Consider the following 18,513-nt stretch of genomic DNA (forward strand, 5'->3'; position numbering starts at 1 on the left):
TAGAGCTCTCATTCCAGATACTTCCCCCTGAAGGGTAGGGTCGTTGATTTTTAAAAGAATTAATCTGGTTCAAGTTTCTAACCTGGACCTACAACAGGCTGAAGTTTGAAACTTCAGTGAGGCGAGAGCCTCAAAATCTGCAGTAATAGCAGTGGTTTACCACTTTGACCAAAAAATTCAGGTAGAACTTAACGGCCATACCTTTTAAAGGGTGCTAAGGGGAGATGTATAAACGGGAGTATCCCTACATTAACGTTTTCAGCTTTTTTTTAAAAAACAGACTGAAAACACAAATCTTCAAAAATCCTTTGTCCATAATTTCAGACACTCTTTGACACCATTCCCGCAAATCCCTTACTTTTGGCACCGGAACAGGAAATCAGGCGAAGAAGCATCTGAAGCGCCGGTTTCCACGTTACTGTTGTACAACTAAACCAGAAAGGAGAAGCTTATGTTTGATATGATGGGCATGATGAACAAGGTAAAGGAGATGCAGGCCAAGATGAAGGAAGCCCAGGAAAAGCTGAAACACATTACGGTCACCTCTGAAGCCGGGGGCGGCATGGTCAAAGCCACAGCCAACGGTGAGCGCCGTCTGCTAAAGATTGAGTTTGATGAAACGCTCATGAACCCCAATGACAAAGAAATGTTGGCCGACCTGGTAGTGGCTGCCGTGAACAAAGCCATGGACGAAGCCGGTGAGCGCGGCCGCGAGGAAATGAAGAAAAACACGGAAGGCATGCTCCCTAACATCCCCGGACTAGACCTGAGCAACTTTGGACTCTAATTCTCCGAGCGTTGCCGTTGTTATCCTGAACTGGAACGGCCGACATTGGCTTGAGCAGTTTCTGCCCAATGTGCTGCAAAACAGCCCCGAGGCCGAGGTAATAGTGGCAGACAATGCCTCTACCGATGATTCTGTATCTTTCCTGCAGCAACAACTCCCGCAGGTACGCCTGATTCAGCTGTCTGAGAATTATGGCTTTTGCGAAGGCTACAACCAAACTCTAAAGCAGGTACAGGCGACGTATTATGTGTTGCTAAATTCAGACGTAGAGGTAACGCCGCATTGGCTCTCTCCCATGGTTCAGCTGCTGGAAGGAAACAGTTCCATTGCCGCCTGTCAGCCAAAAATAAAGTCTTTTCACCAGCGCACCCACTTTGAATATGCCGGCGCGGCGGGCGGGTTTCTAGATGCTTACGGCTACCCTTTCTGCCGGGGCAGGTTGTTTGGCACGCTGGAGGAAGACAAAGGGCAGTATGACGATGTGCTGCCGGTTTTCTGGGCCACAGGCGCCTGCCTTTTTGTGAGGTCAAATGCTTATTGGCAAGCGGGCGGGCTGGAGAAAAAGTTTTTCGCGCACATGGAAGAAATTGATTTGTGCTGGCGGTTGCAAAACCTGGGACTCCAGATTTACTACCAGGGCCGCAGCACCGTGTACCACGTGGGCGGCGGTACTTTGCCCAAAGCCAACCCCAGAAAAACGTTCCTGAACTTTAGAAACGGAGCCGCTTTGCTATACAAGAACCTGTCTGACCAAGAACTTAACAGAGTGCTTTACAAAAGGCTAGTTATAGACGGAATAGCAGCGGCGCAGTTCTTCTTCAAGGGAGATATAAAGCAGGTGCAGGCGGTATGGCAGGCGCACAGAGCGTTTTTCAGAATGAAGAAGTACCTGGACCAAAAAAGGAAAGAAGTGCCGCAGAAAAAACATACCACGCAATTGAGCGGCTGGTACCGCAAAAGCGTGGTGTGGCAGTATTTTGTGAAAGGTAAAAAAGAATTCGGGCAGCTAGACGTCCCAGACGGTGCTACGTTCACGCCGTAAGTGCTTGCGCACATTCAACCAAAAAGCCAGTACCAAATACACCAATACCGGTGAGCCAAACGTTAGAAACGAAAGGTAAATAAAATACAGCCGAATACTGCTGGTGGCAAAACCCAGCTTTTCACCTAATTTGGTGCACACCCCAAAGGCTTGGCTTTCCAGGAAATATTGCAGTTGTTTCATGTGCTTGAAAAGTTAGGAAGCCTAAGTTAACTAATTTTAAACTTATCTTGCGTACTGGTACACCCAAAAGAACTATTTTAGTTTGGTGGGCGGTATAGCAACCTGTCTATACGAAGATCTCTAAAAAATAGATATGCCTTTTGCACTAAATCGCCTGACTGGCTCTTTTTTAATCTTTTTACTTTTATCAATCACGTTTAGCACTGGCTGCACTTTCACCAGAATGGTGAAAAAAGCAGAAAAGGAGCAGAAATTAACAGTGACCCCAGAAGTGCTGATGGTGCGCGGAAACCAAGTGCCTTTTGAGATAGAGGCTCAATTGCCCCAAAACCTACTCAAAAAGAACTACAATTATAACATAAGAGTATTTTATAAAGCAGCTCAAGGTGTAGAGCAGCATGTAGGTTCCCTGCCTTTCGAGTTTGGCAACTATAATTTTGTAGGCGGCAAACCAACTATCAAAACCAGTTTTTCCTTTCCATATACCCCATCCAAGATTCAGGGTCAGCTGATGGCACAGGGAGTAGTAACCAATCCGAAAGGCAGAAAGAAATTCACAAAGGCCACGTTACTGGCTCCTGGAATCAGAACTACCCCGCACATGATTCAGGTTGTGCATGCTCCTTCTTATGTTGCAGATCAGGCCAAGGCACAAGTACCGGATTATCTTAAATTCACCATTTATTTTGATGAAGGATTAGCTACTCTTCGCAAAGGGTTAGGTACTAACTTTCAACAGCTTGATGAATTTATTCTGTCAAACCAAAAAACAAAGAGAATAGACATTCTGGCAACCCAATCGCCAAATACAGATGAGTATAAAACGCGTAATCTGGCCATGCGCCGGGCGGTGGCACTTGAGCAGTACATCAAAAAAAAGATAGATACTGAAACGTACGCCAACACCCTTTCCTCCATTAAGTTTGAAAAGAAAGTCATAACCAACAGCTGGAGCGCTTTCTTAGGCCGTATTCAGAATTCTGCTTTGCCTGAGGAGCAAATTCAGCAGATTTTAGATATAGTGAACGGCCCAGGTTCTTTCTCAGAGAAGGAAAACCAACTACAGGAGCTGCCTTCTTACGAATACATAGACATGTATGTGTACCCGGTGCTGCGTTATGCCGAGGTGACCGTAGACTACGTGCCTACCCCCCGGAAAGACTATGAGATATATCTTTTGGCCAAGAAAATAATGCAGAACAGAGCAAACGCAGACGCGCTTTCCGCCGATGATATGCAATACGCAGCCACTCTTACTCCTTTACTGGCTGAGAAAAAGAAAATATACGAAAGTGCGGTAGAGAATTATATGAGCTGGCAGGCCTTGAATAACCTGGGCATAGTGTATTTTGAGCAGGCGCAAAAAGAGCTGAACCCTAAGATCAAAAAGAACTTGCTGGAGAACGCTATTTTAAACTTACAGTACGCCGCACACAGAAACCCTACCGCTCAGCAGTTTTACAACCTGGCTGTAGCTCACCACCAAAACGGCAATGTGCTGGAAGCCATGCACAGCTATGATTATGCCATAAAGCAAGGTGGCGCAATTGCTTTACTGCAAAATATTTTCACAGACAAAGCTGCGCTTGAACTTAAACTGGGGCAGTATGATGATGCGGTCAGAAGTATCTCTTTCGCCGGCTCAGGTTATGCGGCACAGTTCAACAAAGCGCTCCTGTACTTCCTGAAAGAGAATTATGAAGGTGCCAGCGAATTAGCTGTAAAGCTACTTCAGGAGTTTCCAGAGGATGCCAGTACCCATTATCTTTTGGCAGTGATTGGTGCCCGTACCCAGCAGGAGTCCCTAATGGCTGAGCATCTACAGAAAGCAGTAGCCTTGCAGCCAACGTTAGCCGGCAAAGCCATTGAAGACTTAGAATTCGTGAATTACCATAAGTCGCAGGCTTTTTCATCGGCGTTGAAAAAGTAAACAGCTGCGTTTTAGGCTTCTTTTCCAAAAAATAGGCTTAAAACGTAGCTTTTCACCACTTCCGGAACCGGTACGGCAGATCAGTTTTTTTATTTGTGGCCTATGTCTTAATTTTACCGGTACTTAATAGAGAAGAATCTTATCCAGTAATAAAGCTAACATGCGAACCATACAATTCAGAGAGGCATTGCGCGAGGCAATGAGCGAGGAAATGCGCCGCGACCCAAAGGTATTCCTGATGGGCGAAGAAGTTGCCGAGTATAACGGTGCCTACAAAGTAAGCCAAGGAATGTTGGACGAGTTCGGTCCGGAGCGGGTGATTGACACCCCTATCGCCGAGCTGGGCTTTGCCGGTATTGGAGTGGGTGCCGCCATGAACGGGCTGCGTCCTATCATTGAGTTCATGACTTTCAACTTTTCGTTGGTAGCCATTGACCAGGTAATTAACTCGGCCGCCAAAATCATGTCCATGTCTGGTGGTCAATATTCGGCCCCAATGGTGTTCAGAGGTCCAACCGGTAACGCCGGTATGCTGTCTTCTCAGCACTCGCAGAACTTTGAGAATTGGTTTGCCAATACGCCTGGCTTGAAAGTGGTAGTTCCTTCTAACCCTTATGATGCCAAAGGCCTTTTGAAAACGGCCATCCGTGACAATGACCCAGTGATCTTTATGGAATCTGAGTTGATGTACGGCGACAAAGGTGAAGTTCCAGAGGAAGAATACCTGATTCCGATTGGCGTTGCCGACACCAAGCGCAAAGGCAATGATGTTACCATAGTTTCTTTTGGTAAAATGATGAAACTTGCCTTACAGGCTGCTGAGGAACTGGCCAAAGACGGAGTTGATGCTGAAGTAATTGACTTACGCTCTGTTAGACCAATAGACTACAATGCCATTGTAGAATCAGTTAAGCGCACCAACCGTTTGGTTGTGGTGGAAGAAGCATGGCCACTTGCCTCTATTTCTTCAGAAATAGCTTTCCATGTGCAGCACAACGCATTTGATTACCTGGATGCTCCGGTAAAACGTGTTACCTGCCGTGACGTTCCTTTACCGTACGCACCTACCTTGATTGAGGCTTCATTGCCAAACGTAAAGCGTATCATAGACGCGGTGAAGGATGTAACTTACGCCAAAGCATAATAGGTCTTTACACTATTTCACAAGAGCCGCCGTTTACAAAAGGCGGCTCTTGCTTTTTCTGGCGTTTTGTGCCTCATTTTAGAAAAGTAGCTCTAAAAGGGTTTATGAAGAAAAGTCTCTTAGTTTTTTTAGCAGTGTTCATTTGCCTAGGTATTAATGCCTGCAGTGAAAATTCTGATTTGGTGGAAGTAGAGGTACCTACTTCTGTGTCTGCTTTCAGAAACTTTCCTGAGGTGCCTGTGAAGGTAGATACAGCCCTTAATTTGCAGATACTTTTTCAGACGGAGAACGGGTGTGGCCGCTATTCAAGAGTAGACACAGCCACCGTAGGTAAAACCTTTAGACTACAGTATTTTGTGAAGTATCCGGTAGAAGGTTCTGACGTGGTTTGTTCAGAAGTGTCAAAACCTTTGGTTTTCACCAAACCGTTCCGCCCAGGAGAAGCGGGCACCTATAGGTTCCGCATCTGGAAAACAGGTGAAGAATATGAAGAAAAAACTATTGAGGTAGTAGAATAGTTAACAGCTGTTTTAGAGCTTATTTCTGAAAAGGAGGCAAAACAGTAACTAGTATAACTGTTTTTTTCTATTGAACTGCCAGTCGCGCTATATAGTGACCGTCTTCTTCATTCAATAGCAGTTCTGCCTGCAGCCCCTCATGGCTGGCATATTGTTGCAGCAAATCAAAATCTATAAACAGCCAGTCAAAAGGTTGAGTACGCTCATTTTTGTATTGCATTACATAGGTAAGCTCACCATAGTAAGGACCGTTCAAATCAAGTAAAACAGATCCGTCTTCCTCTTCATATAAGTAAATAATATCAGAAGACTCTAAAAGTATTTGCCCGTCTGGGGCTAACCAACGTTTACATGCCTGTAAAAATTCAGGTAATTTCTCCAAAGATCCTGCCAACCCAATGCCGTTCATCAGCAACAGCAAAGTGTCAAAAGGCTGAGGAGGCAACAAGAAAAAGTCACCTGCTATTATCTGCTTTACACCTCTTTGCTTTTGCACGTCTACGGCTCTTTCTGAAATTTCCAGAGCAGTGACGTCAACAGCACGTTCCTGCAGCGCCAGAGCATGAGACCCTGCTCCTGCTCCTACGTCTAACACTCTACCCACACAGTGTTCCAATGCAAACCGTTCTCTGTCAGGCATTTCTTTAAAGCCTCGGAACATATAGGCTGCCGGCAATTCATCAGGATCAGCTTGGTCAGTAAACACCTTGACGGTAGCCCGTTTGTTTCCGTTCCAATAATCTTGAATTGCAAGCCCCAGCGGGTCTGTACTATTAGTTGACATATGAGCAGCAGAATATTTCTACAAATATACTCACCCTCTCCGCATGCCTGAATATTTTTTGATGATTGCCGCCGCCACACCACAGATAAGGCAGTTGAACGCCGGGAACGCTGATTTCATCGAAAAGCGAATAATATCATCTTTGAAAAAGGCAAATTGCACTGTGTTTCATTTTTTGATTCACAAAATGACCTTTTATCCCCTGCTACACCCTATTTATGCAAAATGCTGCTAAAAGGCAATTACAGGAACAAAAAAATTAAACGCATTCTTCATTATAAGATAATAGACAATTAACCAGAAGACGGATATAGTGCAATTCTACGCTTTACACCATCAAATAAACAAAACTTTTCTCTACTAGCTGCTCTTATTCAATTTTGCAAAATGATTTCACTGGTGTATCAGAAGCATCTGCGATTTTAATTTCAGCACCTACCCTGTTGTACAGGAACTTAAAGGAGAACAAAGGCTGTAGGTTTTCCTTTTCCTGACCTAATTAAATTTAAGATTATATGCCAAATAACAGGCACACAAATTCTATCTTTGATATATTCCCCACTAAACTAATAGGGTTTCAGGCGATACTTTCCATGAAATTAATCACCAAAATTCACTTAGCCATTGGTTTTATCTTATTTACCTTTTGTGTTGTTACCATAGGATATATAAAGCAAACCAATGAAGTAAAAGAAAACGTGGAGGATGTACTGTACACTTCCGATGTCATCAAAGAAAGTGAGACAGCCCAGAAAATGATTCTGGATATGGAAACAGGTTTGCGGGGTTATTTACTAACCGGCAACAGAAACTTTCTCTCCCCTTTCTTTAACGGGCAGAAAGGTTTTGCCCGTTCTTTCGATCGTTTAGATTCTTTAACCGCCTCTGTGCCCCAATTAAACCTACTGGTACAACAAGTTAATAAAGACGTAGATGTTTGGCTCAACAGCTTTGCCAGACCATTGGTGCGCAGTAAATCTTCTGCACCTAACAGCCCCAGACATAAGGCTCATTATGATTCTTTGTTCGCCGCGACCGCACAAATTGGTTCAGGAAAAAAAATCATTGACATGTCCAGGCAAAGATTTGCGCAGATTCAGGAAGTGGAAGAAGCCTCAAGAAAAAGACGTTTGGCCGAAATGAACAGTTCTCTTCTGAACACAAACGATATAGCCATTGGCCTAACCTTATTTGCCATTGTAACGGGTATTATTACCGCTAATTTGTTGGGTAACACTATCAGAAAGCGCTTCATCAAAATGAATGCGCTTGCCAACAGCATTGCAAACGGAGACTACAGTGCTTCATTGAAAGATTACCGGCATGATGAAATAAGCACCTTAACTAACTCTCTGAACATTATGGCCAGTAAGCTAAAAGAGAGTTTCACGCACCTCACGAAGGTGAACCAGGAACTAGATCAGTTTGCCTACGTTGTGTCACATGACTTGAAGGCGCCTTTAAGAGCGATCAATAATTTGGCTGAGTGGATAGCCGAAGATTTAGAAACCCAAGACCCAGATATCATCCATAACATTAAAATATTGAGGGGCAGAGTACAACGGATGGAGAATCTTATCAACGGTATATTAGATTACTCTAAGGTTGGGCGCAAAAACCTTCCACAGGTTCCTTTCTCAGTAAGAGAGGTTATGCAGGAAACCATTGAAAACTTATCCCCTCCCGCCTCTTTTGTTTTCTCAGTGCCACAAGACTTACCTACCATTGTAGGTGAACGCACTCTTTTTTACCAGGTGTGCTCTAACTTGTTTAGTAACTCAGTTAAATACCACCACAAAACAGAAGGTCACATACAAATAAGATGTACGGAGTTAGAAGATTTTTACCAGTTTGAAGTACAAGACGATGGACCGGGCATACCCAAAGAATTCCACACCAAGGTCTTCGGCATTTTTCAAACCATGGAAGCCCGTGATGTAAAAGAAAGCACTGGTGTAGGGCTTGCCATTGTTAAAAAAATCATAGAAGAAAAAGGGGGCAGTATCTGGATTGATTCTGAACGCGGTGAAGGTTCAACTTTTGTTTTTACTTGGCCTAAAGTACCGGTTACTGCTACATTAAAGTTACAAGAGCATGAGTGAAGATAATTTTGAGAGTCTGAAACAAAAGTATGACGCTTTAAAAAGCGAGTATGAAGAGTTTGCCTATATCGTGTCACATGATTTAAAGGCTCCCTTGCGCGCTATCAACAACCTCTCTGGTTGGATCAAAGAAGACCTGGGCGAAAATCTAGATAAAGATGTGCAGCATAACATAAATTTACTGCAGAACCGAGCAGAGCGAATGGAACGCATGATCAACGGCATTTTGCAGTTTTCAAGAGTTGAGCGAATGGATATGGAGATAAAGGAAATCAACGTTCAGAACCTGGTTCAGGAAATTGTGGCGGGCACAGACACTCCTACTACTCTGCAGGTGCATACTTCTAACCTTCCTCAGTTCACCACCTATTCAAAGAAACTGGAAGAAGTTTTAAATCAACTCCTTCAGAACGCCGTATTATATAATGAGAATACCCACCCACAAATTACTGTTAGCTGTACCGAGGAGGGAGAATTTTATTTGTTCAGTATAAAAGACAACGGTATTGGCATACCGGCAGATGCACAGGAAAAAGTGTTTAAGTTGTTTTTTACAGTGCTGCCAAAAGATAAAAGCGACCATTTAGGGGCAGGACTCACTATAGCTCGTAAAATAGTAAAGTTTGTTGGCGGCGAAATTAAAATAGAATCTTCAGTTGGCAAAGGGTCTGAATTTTCCTTCACCTGGCCAAAATCGATTAAATAAAGATCAAGTATTTACTTTTAATCAAAATTATGGAAGAGAAAGTGGTAAACATATTGTTGGTTGAGGATGATGAAGTAGATATCATGAATGTACAGCGTGCCTTCAAAAAAAATAGCATTAATAATCCATTGCACATTGCCAATAACGGACTTGAAGCGTTAGAAATGCTGAGATCAGGATCTATACCAATGCCCCCCATCGTTATCTTAGACATCAACATGCCCAAGATGAATGGCATTGAGTTTTTGCAAGAACTCCGCAAAGATCCTGAATTGAACAGAATCAGTGTTTTTGTCATGACCACTTCTAATGAAGACAGCGATAAGATCAATGCCTATAACTTGAACGTAGCAGGGTACATTTTAAAACCGCTTTCATTCGAGAAGTTTATTGGTGCCGTTGCAACACTAGACCGCTACTGGAAATTGTGCGAAAGACCTTAAGGACTACCTCAGAATTTAACTCGAATTTGTTATAATATTCAAGAATTGAAGCCTGGCTGAGCAAGTATCTTTCAAAAACTAGAAATCACCCTCTATAATTTAAAACCACTGGCACAGGAATGTAAACATGCCAGTGGTTTTTAGTTTACTTTTTGAAAAAAAGGTCAAAAAAAGATTAGCTGCTCTTCATTCTGCTTTCTACTATTTTAACACTAAAAAGCTTCTAAGCATTAATTAATTCTTTTAGTTACTTTTCGGCAGTTATTATATTAAACACTTGAAAAACAAGCCAGCCCATATTTTACTGGTAGAAGACGACGAAGTAGACGTAGCTAACATTAAAAGAGCTTTTTCTACAAAAGGTCTTCCTTATACCTTGCATGTCGCTTCTACAGGAAGTGTAGCTCTCAGCATGCTAAAAGGCAATATCTTGCCTTTGATTAACCCTCTGCCAAAAATCATTTTGCTAGATCTTCACTTGCCCGACATGGGTGGTCTAGATTTTTTGAGATTGCTTAGAAGTGACCCACTACTGAAGGCCTGCAATGTGATTGTTATGACCACCTCCAGCACTGAAAAAGATATTTTAGAGGCGTATGACTTGAATGTAGCGGGCTATATTATAAAACCTATACAACACCATTCACTTTTAAGCATAGTAGACACCCTAGATTCTTACTGGAATCTAATAGAATTGCCACATTAAGGAATCAACCCCTCCCATGGAACCCGTTATAAAGCTTCTGATAGTAGATGATGATGAAGTGGACAGAATGATCATAAAAAGATCACTACGTTCTGCCAAACTAAATACTGAAATACATACGGCCATAACTGGGGCTGAAGCGCTGGAAGCTCTTCAGAAGCAAACGTATGACTTCATCTTCATAGATTTCATGCTACCAGACATGAATGGGCTGGAGTTGCTACAGAAAATCAGAGAAAGAGAGATTACCACGCCTGTTCAGATTGTCACCTCACAGGGCGATGAACGTTTGGCGGTAGAGGCTATTAAAACCGGCGCTTCAGATTATTTGCCTAAAACACTGCTAACGCCCGAAGGTATTTCCCAGAGCATAAGATCTGCCATTCGGCTTCACCAGATTGAGCAGGAACGGCGGCAAACCCAGCAACAACTAAAACATACACAGGAGCAGTTAGAGACGGTAATTACAGGTGCCCCTATAATCTTGTGGGCAATAGACACAAACGGAGTCATCACCATGAGTAGAGGCAAAGGCCTTTCACTTATTGGCAAAAAAGATGGCGACTCTCTTGGCCACTCTATTTATGACCTATACAAAGAGTATAACATTATCATTTCTTGTATACAAAGAACCCTTAAAGGAATCGAATCGAAATGCACCACTCAAATAAGTGATACGTGGTTTGATTGTTTGTTTCTGCCTACTTTCAATGAAAAAGGAGAGGTAACTGGGGTGATTGGGGTAAGTTATGACATAACTGAAAGAATAAAAACCGAGCAGGAACTTGAGAAAGCGAAAGACACTGCTCTTAAAATGGCTCAGGTAAAAGAGCAGTTTCTGGCCAACATGAGCCATGAAATACGCACCCCCATGAATGGAATTTTGGGTTTAACCGAGGTATTGGCTAAAACCAACTTGAACGACCACCAGAGAGATTATCTGAAAGCCATCAGCACGTCAGCTAACAACCTCATGATTATCATTAATGACTTGTTAGATTTCTCTAAAATTGAAGCCGGTAAAATCACGCTGGAAATTATTCCCTTTGAACTGCGTCAACTTTTAAAGCAGCTACTAGACATACTGGAAATAAGAGCCAAGGAAAGAAAGAACATTCTAAAGCTCATGCTGGATGATGATATTCCGCAGTATGTCATGGGTGATCCGTTCAGGTTAAGCCAAATACTGAACAACCTGGTGGGCAACGCCATAAAGTTCACTGAAAATGGATCCATTAGAGTAAGTGTTGAAGTGGTTTCTAAGGTAAAAGACCTATTTGATATTGAGTTTACTATCAAAGACTCGGGGATAGGCATTCCGCAGGAAAAGCTGGAAAGCATTTTTGATAAGTTTACCCAAGGAAGCAGTGACACCACCCGCAGATTTGGCGGTACAGGGTTGGGCCTGTCCATAGCCAAAGAACTGGTAGAGGTGCAGGGCGGACAAATTTCGGTTAAAAGTGAGGTGGGGAAAGGCAGCACTTTCAAATTTAATTTACCTTACCAGAAAATAGACAAGAAACCTGAATCAATAGCACCACCCCAAAGCTCCCCTGCTGAGCAGCAGTTCCACCATTTGCGCCATTTCAATGTTCTTTTAGCCGAAGACAACCCCATAAACCAGTTGTTGGTGAAAAAGGTATTAGGTGACCATGACATCAGACTACTGGTAGCCAACAACGGTAGAGAAGCCTTACATCTATTAGAAGAGCATGATTTTGATTTGGTTTTAATGGACATGCAAATGCCGGAGATAGACGGCTATGAAGCCATGGAAAACATAAGGCAGAAAGATTGCCCTAAAAAAGACATTCCTATTATTGCCTTAACCGCCCATGCCTCGGTGGGTGAAGCAAATAAATGCATAGCCTCTGGAGCCAATTCGTATGTCTCTAAACCCTTTCAAGCGGAAACCCTGCTAAAGGAAATTTCTAAATATCTTACTCCTGAAAAAGCGCATGAAACCACGCCAGCCAGTACTGCAGAAGAACCGCTTCATGTAGACTTAAGTTATTTAGAGCTGTTTGCCAACGGTAATATTGAATTCATGCTGGACATTCTGCAGATGTTCATTGACCAAACGCCAGGCCAGGTGCAGGAACTCACAAGAGCGGTATCTTTCTCTAACTGGGCCGAAACAAGAACCATTGCCCACAAAATAAAACCCTCTTTAGCTTTGGTGGGCATTCGGGAAATTGAGGAACTTAACTCTGAAATAGAACAAAGTGCCCTTCACCGCTCCAATACAGAACAAATACCATCACTAGTACAGAAAATGGTGGTGTTTGTAGACAGGGCAGTAAAAGTATTGGAACAGGAAATAAACCTACTAAAGAATAAACTTTAACCCAAAGCCTTACCAAAATCTGCCATTTTAGGCCTGATTTTTTTAAAAACAGGCCGAAACAAGTAGACACAAAAAGCCATGCACATTTCATTTCACCACCTGTTTCAGAAGTTAGAAAAGCAGCGGCAAGAGTATGTACGGTTGGCAAAAGAATTCCCCAATGAGGCTTTGCAAATAGCTCCTCGGGCAGATTCGTGGTCAACGGCACAGGTACTTTATCATTTGGAACAGGTAGATGCGCAGGTTTTAAAGTCTATTGAAAAGTCTCTGACAATTGTTCAGAAATTACCTTCTGCAAGTCTTAAAACAAACTTCAGGTCACTGTTGCTGAACGTGTTTTTGAGGCTTCCGCTCAAATTCAAAGCCCCTCCTGTTCTAGGAAATATGCCTTCTCATGTTGATTTGGAAGAGGTATTGAATAGCTGGGAAACCTCCAGAAGCAGATTGAAAGATTTACTTGATCAATTCCCACCTGAGCTAATGCACAAAAGCATGTTCAGGCACCCAATTTCCGGCATGCTTACCATGCGCCAGACGCTTACATTTCTGCATGCCCACGCTGCCCATCATTCAAAACAGTTTAAGGCTACGTTGCCAACTGTTTAAGCCAACGCTTCCAGCATACAGGACGTATGCCTATTTCATTATTACTATTTATATGAGTGACTTTTCAGATTCTAGAAATGCCTTCATGCGCGAAGCCATTAAGCTTTCTATTGATAAAATGAAGGAAGGCAAAGGTGGACCGTTTGGAGCCGTGGTGGTGAAAAACGGGGAAATAATTGCCAGAGGCTTCAACAATGTAACATCCAGCAACGACCCTACCGCCCATGCCGAGGTAGATGCTATTAGAAAAGCCTGCCAAGCTTTAGGTACTTTTCAATTAACTGGCTGTGAACTTTACACCAGCTGCGAGCCCTGCCCCATGTGCTTGGGCGCTATCTACTGGGCCCGCCCCGACAAAGTGTACTACGGCAACACAAAAGCAGACGCCGCTGCCATTGGCTTCGATGACGCTTTCATATACGAAGAACTCGAAAAGCCTCTCGATCAGCGTACCCTACCTCTACAGCAAATGTTAAGAGAAGAAGCTCTAGAAGGTTTCAGAGAGTGGGTAAAATTGGAGGGGAAAACGGAATATTGATTTTCAAGCAATATCAGAATAGTGTTTTCGGCTTAATTTCCAGAAAATAGGCCAAAAACAGAAAGACCCGCACCATATTGGTGCGGGTCTTTCTGTTTATCATTTTTATTATTCGAATTACTAAAATCTAAAACCCTAGCGTCTGCCCATCATGCTGCCTAATTTGGCTAGGCCGCCTTTGGTGCCAGCCATTTTGTTCATGCTGCGCATCATTTTACGCATGTCATTGAACTGCTTCATAAGGTTGTTAACCTGCTGAATAGTAGTTCCGGAACCCTTTGCAATACGGTTACGGCGGCTGCCGCTGATCATATCTGGGTTCTGGCGTTCTTCCTTGGTCATTGATTTAATGATGGCCTCAATGGGTTTAAAGGCACCCTCATCAATCTCCACGTCTTTCAGCATTTTGCTTACACCCGGTATCATCCCCACCAAATCTTTGATATCACCCATCCGCTTGATCTGCTCTAACTGAGACAGGAAGTCATCAAAGTTGAACTGGTTTTTGCGGATGTTCTTATTGATTCTTTTGGCTTCTTCTTCGTCAAAGGTTTGCTGCGCACGCTCTACCAGGGAGATTACGTCACCCATACCCAAAATACGCTGGGCCATACGGTCTGGGTAGAAGAGGTCAAGTGCTTCCATCTTCTCACCGGTAGAGATAAACTTGATTGGTTTCTCTACTACGGCTCTGATGGAAAGGGCTGCCCCACCGCGTGAGTCACCATCTAACTTTGTCAACACAACCCCATCAAAGTTGATGCGCTCGTTGAACGTTTTTGCGGTATTCACAGCGTCCTGACCAGTCATGGAGTCTACTACAAACAACGTCTCAGTAGGTTTAATGGCCTCTTTGATGTTGTAAATCTCCTTCATCATGGCCTCGTCTACTGCCAAACGACCGGCTGTATCTATGATGACAACTTTCTTACCAGTACGTTTTGCATGCTCAACGGCATTGCGGGCAATCTGTACCGGATCTTTAGAATCACGCTCAGCAAAGAACTCCACTCCTACCTGATCAGCCAATACATTCAGCTGGTCAATAGCGGCCGGACGGTACACATCGCAGGCTGCTACCATTACCCCTTTGCCCTGCTTCTTCAGGTAGCTGGCCAATTTACCGGTGAAGGTGGTTTTACCAGAACCCTGAAGACCAGCAATAAGCACAATGGCCGGAGAACCGTTTATATTGATGTCTTTCTTTTCGCCCCCCATCAATTCGGTGAGCTCTTCGTGCACAATCTTCACCATCAACTGCCCCGGTGACACGGCTATCAAAACATCGCGGCCCATGGCCTCGTCTTTGATTTTGTCAGTCACGGTTTTAGCCACCTTGTAGTTTACGTCGGCATCTACCAGCGCACGGCGAACTTCTTTAATGGTTTGGGCTACGTTTATTTCAGTGATGCTGCCCTGCCCCTTAAGGGTTTTGAAGGCACGGTCTAGCTTGGTACTTAAATTCTCAAACATGTTGTTTATATGGCTGAGTTAGATGAATTCAGAGAAAATTGTTCTATATAACAAATATAAAACAGATACAAAAATACAGAGAAATTACGGAAGTACACCATCTTTTAAGCAAGGCTATGTATATTCGAACTTAACAAAGCATGCTTGGCAGGTTCAGCTAAATTCCCCCTTCACGTAAGTTATATTAATGTAAATACTTACGTATTTTTACCATAGCTATAACCAATGCAAATCGTTTTTCGTTGCCTTAGTTGGTTTTTACGTTACTTACCATTGCGTTTTAAGCCTTGTTTTTCAAAAACAGCAGTAAAACGGCGTACGTTTTTCAAATTACCCAAACGAAATAAACTTTGAAGCCTACTGAACAACCTGATACCCTGAACGCACTATTCATTACTTATTACTGGCCTCCCTCTGGTGGGGCAGGCGTGCAGCGCTGTCTTAAATTTGTGAAGCACCTTCCTGAGTTTGGGGTGACTCCCACAGTGATTACTGTAGATGAAAACCAAGCCTCTTACCCTGTTCTTGACCAAACGCTTCAAGCGGAAGTACCAGATTCCATCACCGTTGTCCGGACGCCTACCCGTGAACCTTTTGAGTTCTACAAAAAGATTACCGGTAAAAAAGACATTCCGTTTGGCGGGTTTGCTAATACCGGCAAAGAGTCATTTTTGCAGAAGCTGTTAAAGTTTGTGCGCGGCAACCTCTTTATACCAGATCCGCGTATTGGCTGGAACAGCTACGCGCTCACCGCTGCGCATAAATGTATTCAGCGGCACGATGTTCAGGCGGTAGTTACCTCCAGTCCGCCTCACTCTACCCAATTAATCGGGTTAAAACTGAAGAAGAAATTTGGTCTGAAGTGGATAGCCGACATGCGAGACCCTTGGACAGACATCTATTATTACCAAGACTTGAACCACACGCTGGTAGCCCAAAAGCTAGACGAAAAGTATGAGCGTGAGGTGCTGGAAAATGCCGACGCCATACTGGTGGTAAGCAATGACATGAAACGCCTTTTCCTGAACAAGTCCACTACCCTGGATCCTGACAAGATCCACGTAATCCCGAACGGGTACGACGAGTCAGATTTCAAATACCCGTCAAACCCGTCAAAGGAAGAGTTTGTAATCACCTACACCGGTACCATTACCGAGGCTTATAACATTGAAGGCTTTTTGCAGGCTCTTTGTGATACCGTGACCCGAAATCCTTTTATCAGGTACAAATTACGTTTTGTTGGCAAAGTTTCAGCGGAGGTAAAGAGGCAGGTGGAAACAGCGGGTCTGTCTTTGATTACCGAGTACATTGACTATGTGCCTCATGACGAATCAATAAAATACTTGATGTCCAGCACGGTGCTGTTGATGGCAATACCAGACGTGCCAAACAACTTTGGTATACTAACCGGTAAATTATTTGAATATCTGGCAGCCAACAAGCCAATTATCTGTATTGGCCCTATTCAAGGCGATGCAGACAGAATTATTGATGAATGTGGAGCTGGACGTGTATTCCACTACTCAGGCTATGAGTTGATGCTAGATCATCTCATGCTCATCAGCAAGACCTGGAAGGTAAATCCAAACCTTGACTTGCCTATCATCAACTATACCCAATATTCAAGACGCGCTCTCACTGAAAAGTTAGCCGAACTGCTACTCAATTGATTTTCTGTTTTGGGGCTGGTTTTGGTAAAACAGCTCCAAAACAGAAATCTGGCTGGCTACAGAATTCAAAGAATTTTCTAGAACGTTTTGCTGCCACGGTTTAAGCCACTAATTTAGGTTTTCCCTTCTTCACCAGCCTTTACCATTTCTCTGTGCAGATTCTACTGGATTACGTGCTTTTTCACTTCAAACGGGTATATCATTTGCCAGAACCACTGGAATTTAGCTATGGCTTTGACGGATTTAGCCGAATTCAGATAAAGAAGACTAACAGCAATTTCTTTGAAAAAACAGAGCCGCAGCCAAAGCACATTCTCTGGAAAGATTGGCAAGACAAACCTCTACCCCTTTTTTTTGATGATAAAACTACACAAGAATGGCTGACGCAAGATGAGCAGGGGAACACGATAATCTCCTATGATCTAATTGCATCATCCTTCTACTTACTAAGCGGCTGGCAAGAGTATTATGGAAAAGAGCGTGATCAGTTTGACCGGTTCCCATACCAGGCGTCTGTACAGTCCATCTATTCTTTTGTGACAACCCCAGTAGTCAACTATTATTTTGATATACTTAGGGAAGCTGTACAAGCTGCCTATGGGCAGGAAGTGAAAATAAAGAATTGGAATGGTAAGCCCTTCGCTACCTGTCTCACCCATGATATAGACTACATACAAAGTGCCTGGAAAGTAGCGGGCAAACCAGCTTTGTTGAAAGGTAGCTTGCCTATTTTTCTAAAACTACTGTGGAAAAAATTGAGGGGCAAAGAAGCTTGGTTTAACATTTCTGAAGTAGCCAAAGAACTGGAAAAGCTAAACGCCAAGGGCACCTTTTACTTTCTGCCGGAACATGCCTCCCATCATGGCCACCCCAACAGTGATTATAAAATTGAAGACGCTTACATTCAGCAGGAAATAGAAAAATTAGCGGCGGCAGGCCACGAAATAGCTGTTCATGGAAGCCATGGTACTGGGGCAAACAAGGAAAAGTTGAAGGCAGAAATTCAGAAGCTAGAATTACCCATTTCAGGCAATAGGTTCCACTACCTCCGTTTTGATCCTGCGCACTCCACTGCTATTCTGGAGGAACTGAATTTACATTATGATTCCAGCTTAGGATTCTCTGAACATTTTGGGTTCCGGAACAGCTATTGTCAGCCGTTTAAGCTCTTCCATTTTCAGGATAGAAGAATGTCGTCTGTTTGGCAGCTCCCCTTGAACCTGATGGACATAACACTGCACCACCCACGCTATCTACAACTAAAACCAAGTGAGGTTATGCCTGCCATTACACCCATGCTGGAAGAAATCATCAGATTCAGCGGCGTGTTTACATTGCTCTGGCATAACGAGAATTTCAGCACGTATGGTTTGCCCAACGGATTGACTTTGTTCCAAGAAATCACTGCATTTTTGCAAAAACAGCAGACTGCATTTCTTACCGCTTCTGAGGCCTTGGATCAAGTTTCTTAAGAACAGCTGCTATTTCACCATAACATAGTAAAACCCACCGCAGAAGCTGCTATTTTTGTTTC

General features: G+C 43.4%; 17 protein-coding genes. 14 read left to right on the plus strand and 3 right to left on the minus strand.

The window, feature by feature from the left end; translation table 11 throughout:
• The first annotated feature begins 451 nt into the window (after nucleotides 1–451).
• Nucleotides 452–787 carry a YbaB/EbfC family nucleoid-associated protein gene (locus A8O23_RS02760; protein ID WP_066616210.1) on the plus strand — a complete coding sequence of 112 codons (336 nt, stop codon included), beginning with the start codon at nucleotides 452–454 and terminating at the stop codon, nucleotides 785–787.
• The gene (locus A8O23_RS02765) at nucleotides 777–1,829 is read left to right on the plus strand and encodes a glycosyltransferase family 2 protein (RefSeq protein WP_066616212.1); all 1,053 of its coding nucleotides are present in this window, start codon (nucleotides 777–779) and stop codon (nucleotides 1,827–1,829) included. The genes A8O23_RS02760 and A8O23_RS02765 overlap by 11 nt, the downstream gene beginning before the upstream one ends.
• Here the strand turns inward: A8O23_RS02765 and A8O23_RS02770 are convergent.
• On the minus strand, nucleotides 1,794–2,012 hold the full coding sequence (locus A8O23_RS02770) for a PspC domain-containing protein (protein ID WP_066616215.1): 219 nt from the start codon (nucleotides 2,010–2,012) through the stop codon (nucleotides 1,794–1,796). The two genes, A8O23_RS02765 and A8O23_RS02770, sit on opposite strands and share 36 nt — an antisense overlap.
• Nucleotides 2,013–2,145: 133 nt before the next feature.
• Here A8O23_RS02770 and A8O23_RS02775 point away from each other — a divergent pair, with 133 nt between their 5' ends.
• The 3 genes from A8O23_RS02775 (at nucleotide 2,146) to A8O23_RS02785 (ending at nucleotide 5,604) form a co-directional block, all read left to right on the plus strand.
• On the plus strand, nucleotides 2,146–3,942 hold the full coding sequence (locus A8O23_RS02775) for a tetratricopeptide repeat protein (protein ID WP_153042055.1): 1,797 nt from the start codon (nucleotides 2,146–2,148) through the stop codon (nucleotides 3,940–3,942).
• A gap of 160 nt (nucleotides 3,943–4,102) precedes the next feature.
• On the plus strand, nucleotides 4,103–5,086 hold the full coding sequence (locus tag A8O23_RS02780; RefSeq protein ID WP_066616221.1) for a pyruvate dehydrogenase complex E1 component subunit beta: 984 nt from the start codon (nucleotides 4,103–4,105) through the stop codon (nucleotides 5,084–5,086).
• A 104-nt stretch (nucleotides 5,087–5,190) separates the two neighbouring features.
• Entirely contained in the window at nucleotides 5,191–5,604 is a 414-nt protein-coding gene (locus A8O23_RS02785; protein ID WP_066616224.1) for a hotdog family protein, read from the plus strand.
• A gap of 67 nt (nucleotides 5,605–5,671) precedes the next feature.
• Here A8O23_RS02785 and A8O23_RS02790 read toward each other — a convergent pair whose 3' ends face one another.
• On the minus strand, nucleotides 5,672–6,388 hold the full coding sequence (locus tag A8O23_RS02790; RefSeq protein WP_066616227.1) for a class I SAM-dependent methyltransferase: 717 nt from the start codon (nucleotides 6,386–6,388) through the stop codon (nucleotides 5,672–5,674).
• 593 nt (nucleotides 6,389–6,981) lie between these two features.
• On the opposite strand from A8O23_RS02790, the gene A8O23_RS02795 reads away from it, so the two are divergent.
• The 7 genes from A8O23_RS02795 (at nucleotide 6,982) to A8O23_RS02825 (ending at nucleotide 13,836) form a co-directional block, all read left to right on the plus strand.
• Nucleotides 6,982–8,490 (plus strand): sensor histidine kinase, encoded by a 1,509-nt coding sequence (locus A8O23_RS02795; protein ID WP_066616232.1) that lies wholly within the window; start codon nucleotides 6,982–6,984, stop codon nucleotides 8,488–8,490.
• Nucleotides 8,483–9,196, plus strand: coding sequence for a sensor histidine kinase (locus A8O23_RS02800; RefSeq protein WP_066616234.1), 714 nt, complete (start codon nucleotides 8,483–8,485; stop codon nucleotides 9,194–9,196). The genes A8O23_RS02795 and A8O23_RS02800 overlap by 8 nt, the downstream gene beginning before the upstream one ends.
• A gap of 41 nt (nucleotides 9,197–9,237) precedes the next feature.
• The gene (locus tag A8O23_RS02805; protein ID WP_317039513.1) at nucleotides 9,238–9,639 is read left to right on the plus strand and encodes a response regulator; all 402 of its coding nucleotides are present in this window, start codon (nucleotides 9,238–9,240) and stop codon (nucleotides 9,637–9,639) included.
• A 277-nt stretch (nucleotides 9,640–9,916) separates the two neighbouring features.
• Nucleotides 9,917–10,345 carry a response regulator gene (locus A8O23_RS02810; protein WP_066616239.1) on the plus strand — a complete coding sequence of 143 codons (429 nt, stop codon included), beginning with the start codon at nucleotides 9,917–9,919 and terminating at the stop codon, nucleotides 10,343–10,345.
• A 16-nt stretch (nucleotides 10,346–10,361) separates the two neighbouring features.
• Nucleotides 10,362–12,692 carry a hybrid sensor histidine kinase/response regulator gene (locus tag A8O23_RS02815; RefSeq protein ID WP_066616242.1) on the plus strand — a complete coding sequence of 777 codons (2,331 nt, stop codon included), beginning with the start codon at nucleotides 10,362–10,364 and terminating at the stop codon, nucleotides 12,690–12,692.
• A 78-nt stretch (nucleotides 12,693–12,770) separates the two neighbouring features.
• Nucleotides 12,771–13,298, plus strand: a complete 528-nt coding sequence (locus tag A8O23_RS02820; protein WP_066616245.1) for a DinB family protein — start codon at nucleotides 12,771–12,773, stop codon at nucleotides 13,296–13,298.
• A 52-nt stretch (nucleotides 13,299–13,350) separates the two neighbouring features.
• Complete coding sequence (locus tag A8O23_RS02825; RefSeq protein ID WP_066616247.1) at nucleotides 13,351–13,836, plus strand: nucleoside deaminase; 486 nt, start codon at nucleotides 13,351–13,353, stop codon at nucleotides 13,834–13,836.
• A 135-nt stretch (nucleotides 13,837–13,971) separates the two neighbouring features.
• Here A8O23_RS02825 and ffh read toward each other — a convergent pair whose 3' ends face one another.
• On the minus strand, nucleotides 13,972–15,309 hold the full coding sequence (gene ffh, locus A8O23_RS02830) for a signal recognition particle protein (protein ID WP_066616249.1): 1,338 nt from the start codon (nucleotides 15,307–15,309) through the stop codon (nucleotides 13,972–13,974).
• Nucleotides 15,310–15,659: 350 nt separating this feature from the next.
• Here ffh and A8O23_RS02835 point away from each other — a divergent pair, with 350 nt between their 5' ends.
• On the plus strand, nucleotides 15,660–16,979 hold the full coding sequence (locus A8O23_RS02835) for a glycosyltransferase family 4 protein (RefSeq protein WP_239693316.1): 1,320 nt from the start codon (nucleotides 15,660–15,662) through the stop codon (nucleotides 16,977–16,979).
• 152 nt (nucleotides 16,980–17,131) lie between these two features.
• On the plus strand, nucleotides 17,132–18,451 hold the full coding sequence (locus A8O23_RS02840) for a DUF7033 domain-containing protein (protein WP_066616251.1): 1,320 nt from the start codon (nucleotides 17,132–17,134) through the stop codon (nucleotides 18,449–18,451).
• Nucleotides 18,452–18,513 lie beyond the last annotated feature (62 nt).

This window comes from Rufibacter roseus (genome assembly GCF_001647285.1).
Lineage (GTDB): Bacteria > Bacteroidota > Bacteroidia > Cytophagales > Hymenobacteraceae > Nibribacter > Nibribacter roseus.

Excerpts from the sequence above, each read along its gene's own strand:
- A8O23_RS02760 (WP_066616210.1), top strand. The coding sequence starts at position 452 with ATGTTTGATATGATGGGCATGATGAACAAGGTAAAGGAGATGCAGGCC.
- A8O23_RS02770 (WP_066616215.1), bottom strand. The coding sequence starts at position 2,012 with ATGAAACAACTGCAATATTTCCTGGAAAGCCAAGCCTTTGGGGTGTGC.
- A8O23_RS02775 (WP_153042055.1), top strand. The coding sequence starts at position 2,146 with ATGCCTTTTGCACTAAATCGCCTGACTGGCTCTTTTTTAATCTTTTTA.
- A8O23_RS02780 (WP_066616221.1), top strand. The coding sequence starts at position 4,103 with ATGCGAACCATACAATTCAGAGAGGCATTGCGCGAGGCAATGAGCGAG.
- A8O23_RS02785 (WP_066616224.1), top strand. The coding sequence starts at position 5,191 with ATGAAGAAAAGTCTCTTAGTTTTTTTAGCAGTGTTCATTTGCCTAGGT.
- A8O23_RS02790 (WP_066616227.1), bottom strand. The coding sequence starts at position 6,388 with ATGTCAACTAATAGTACAGACCCGCTGGGGCTTGCAATTCAAGATTAT.
- A8O23_RS02795 (WP_066616232.1), top strand. The coding sequence starts at position 6,982 with ATGAAATTAATCACCAAAATTCACTTAGCCATTGGTTTTATCTTATTT.
- A8O23_RS02800 (WP_066616234.1), top strand. The coding sequence starts at position 8,483 with ATGAGTGAAGATAATTTTGAGAGTCTGAAACAAAAGTATGACGCTTTA.
- A8O23_RS02815 (WP_066616242.1), top strand. The coding sequence starts at position 10,362 with ATGGAACCCGTTATAAAGCTTCTGATAGTAGATGATGATGAAGTGGAC.
- A8O23_RS02820 (WP_066616245.1), top strand. The coding sequence starts at position 12,771 with ATGCACATTTCATTTCACCACCTGTTTCAGAAGTTAGAAAAGCAGCGG.
- A8O23_RS02825 (WP_066616247.1), top strand. The coding sequence starts at position 13,351 with ATGAGTGACTTTTCAGATTCTAGAAATGCCTTCATGCGCGAAGCCATT.
- ffh (WP_066616249.1), bottom strand. The coding sequence starts at position 15,309 with ATGTTTGAGAATTTAAGTACCAAGCTAGACCGTGCCTTCAAAACCCTT.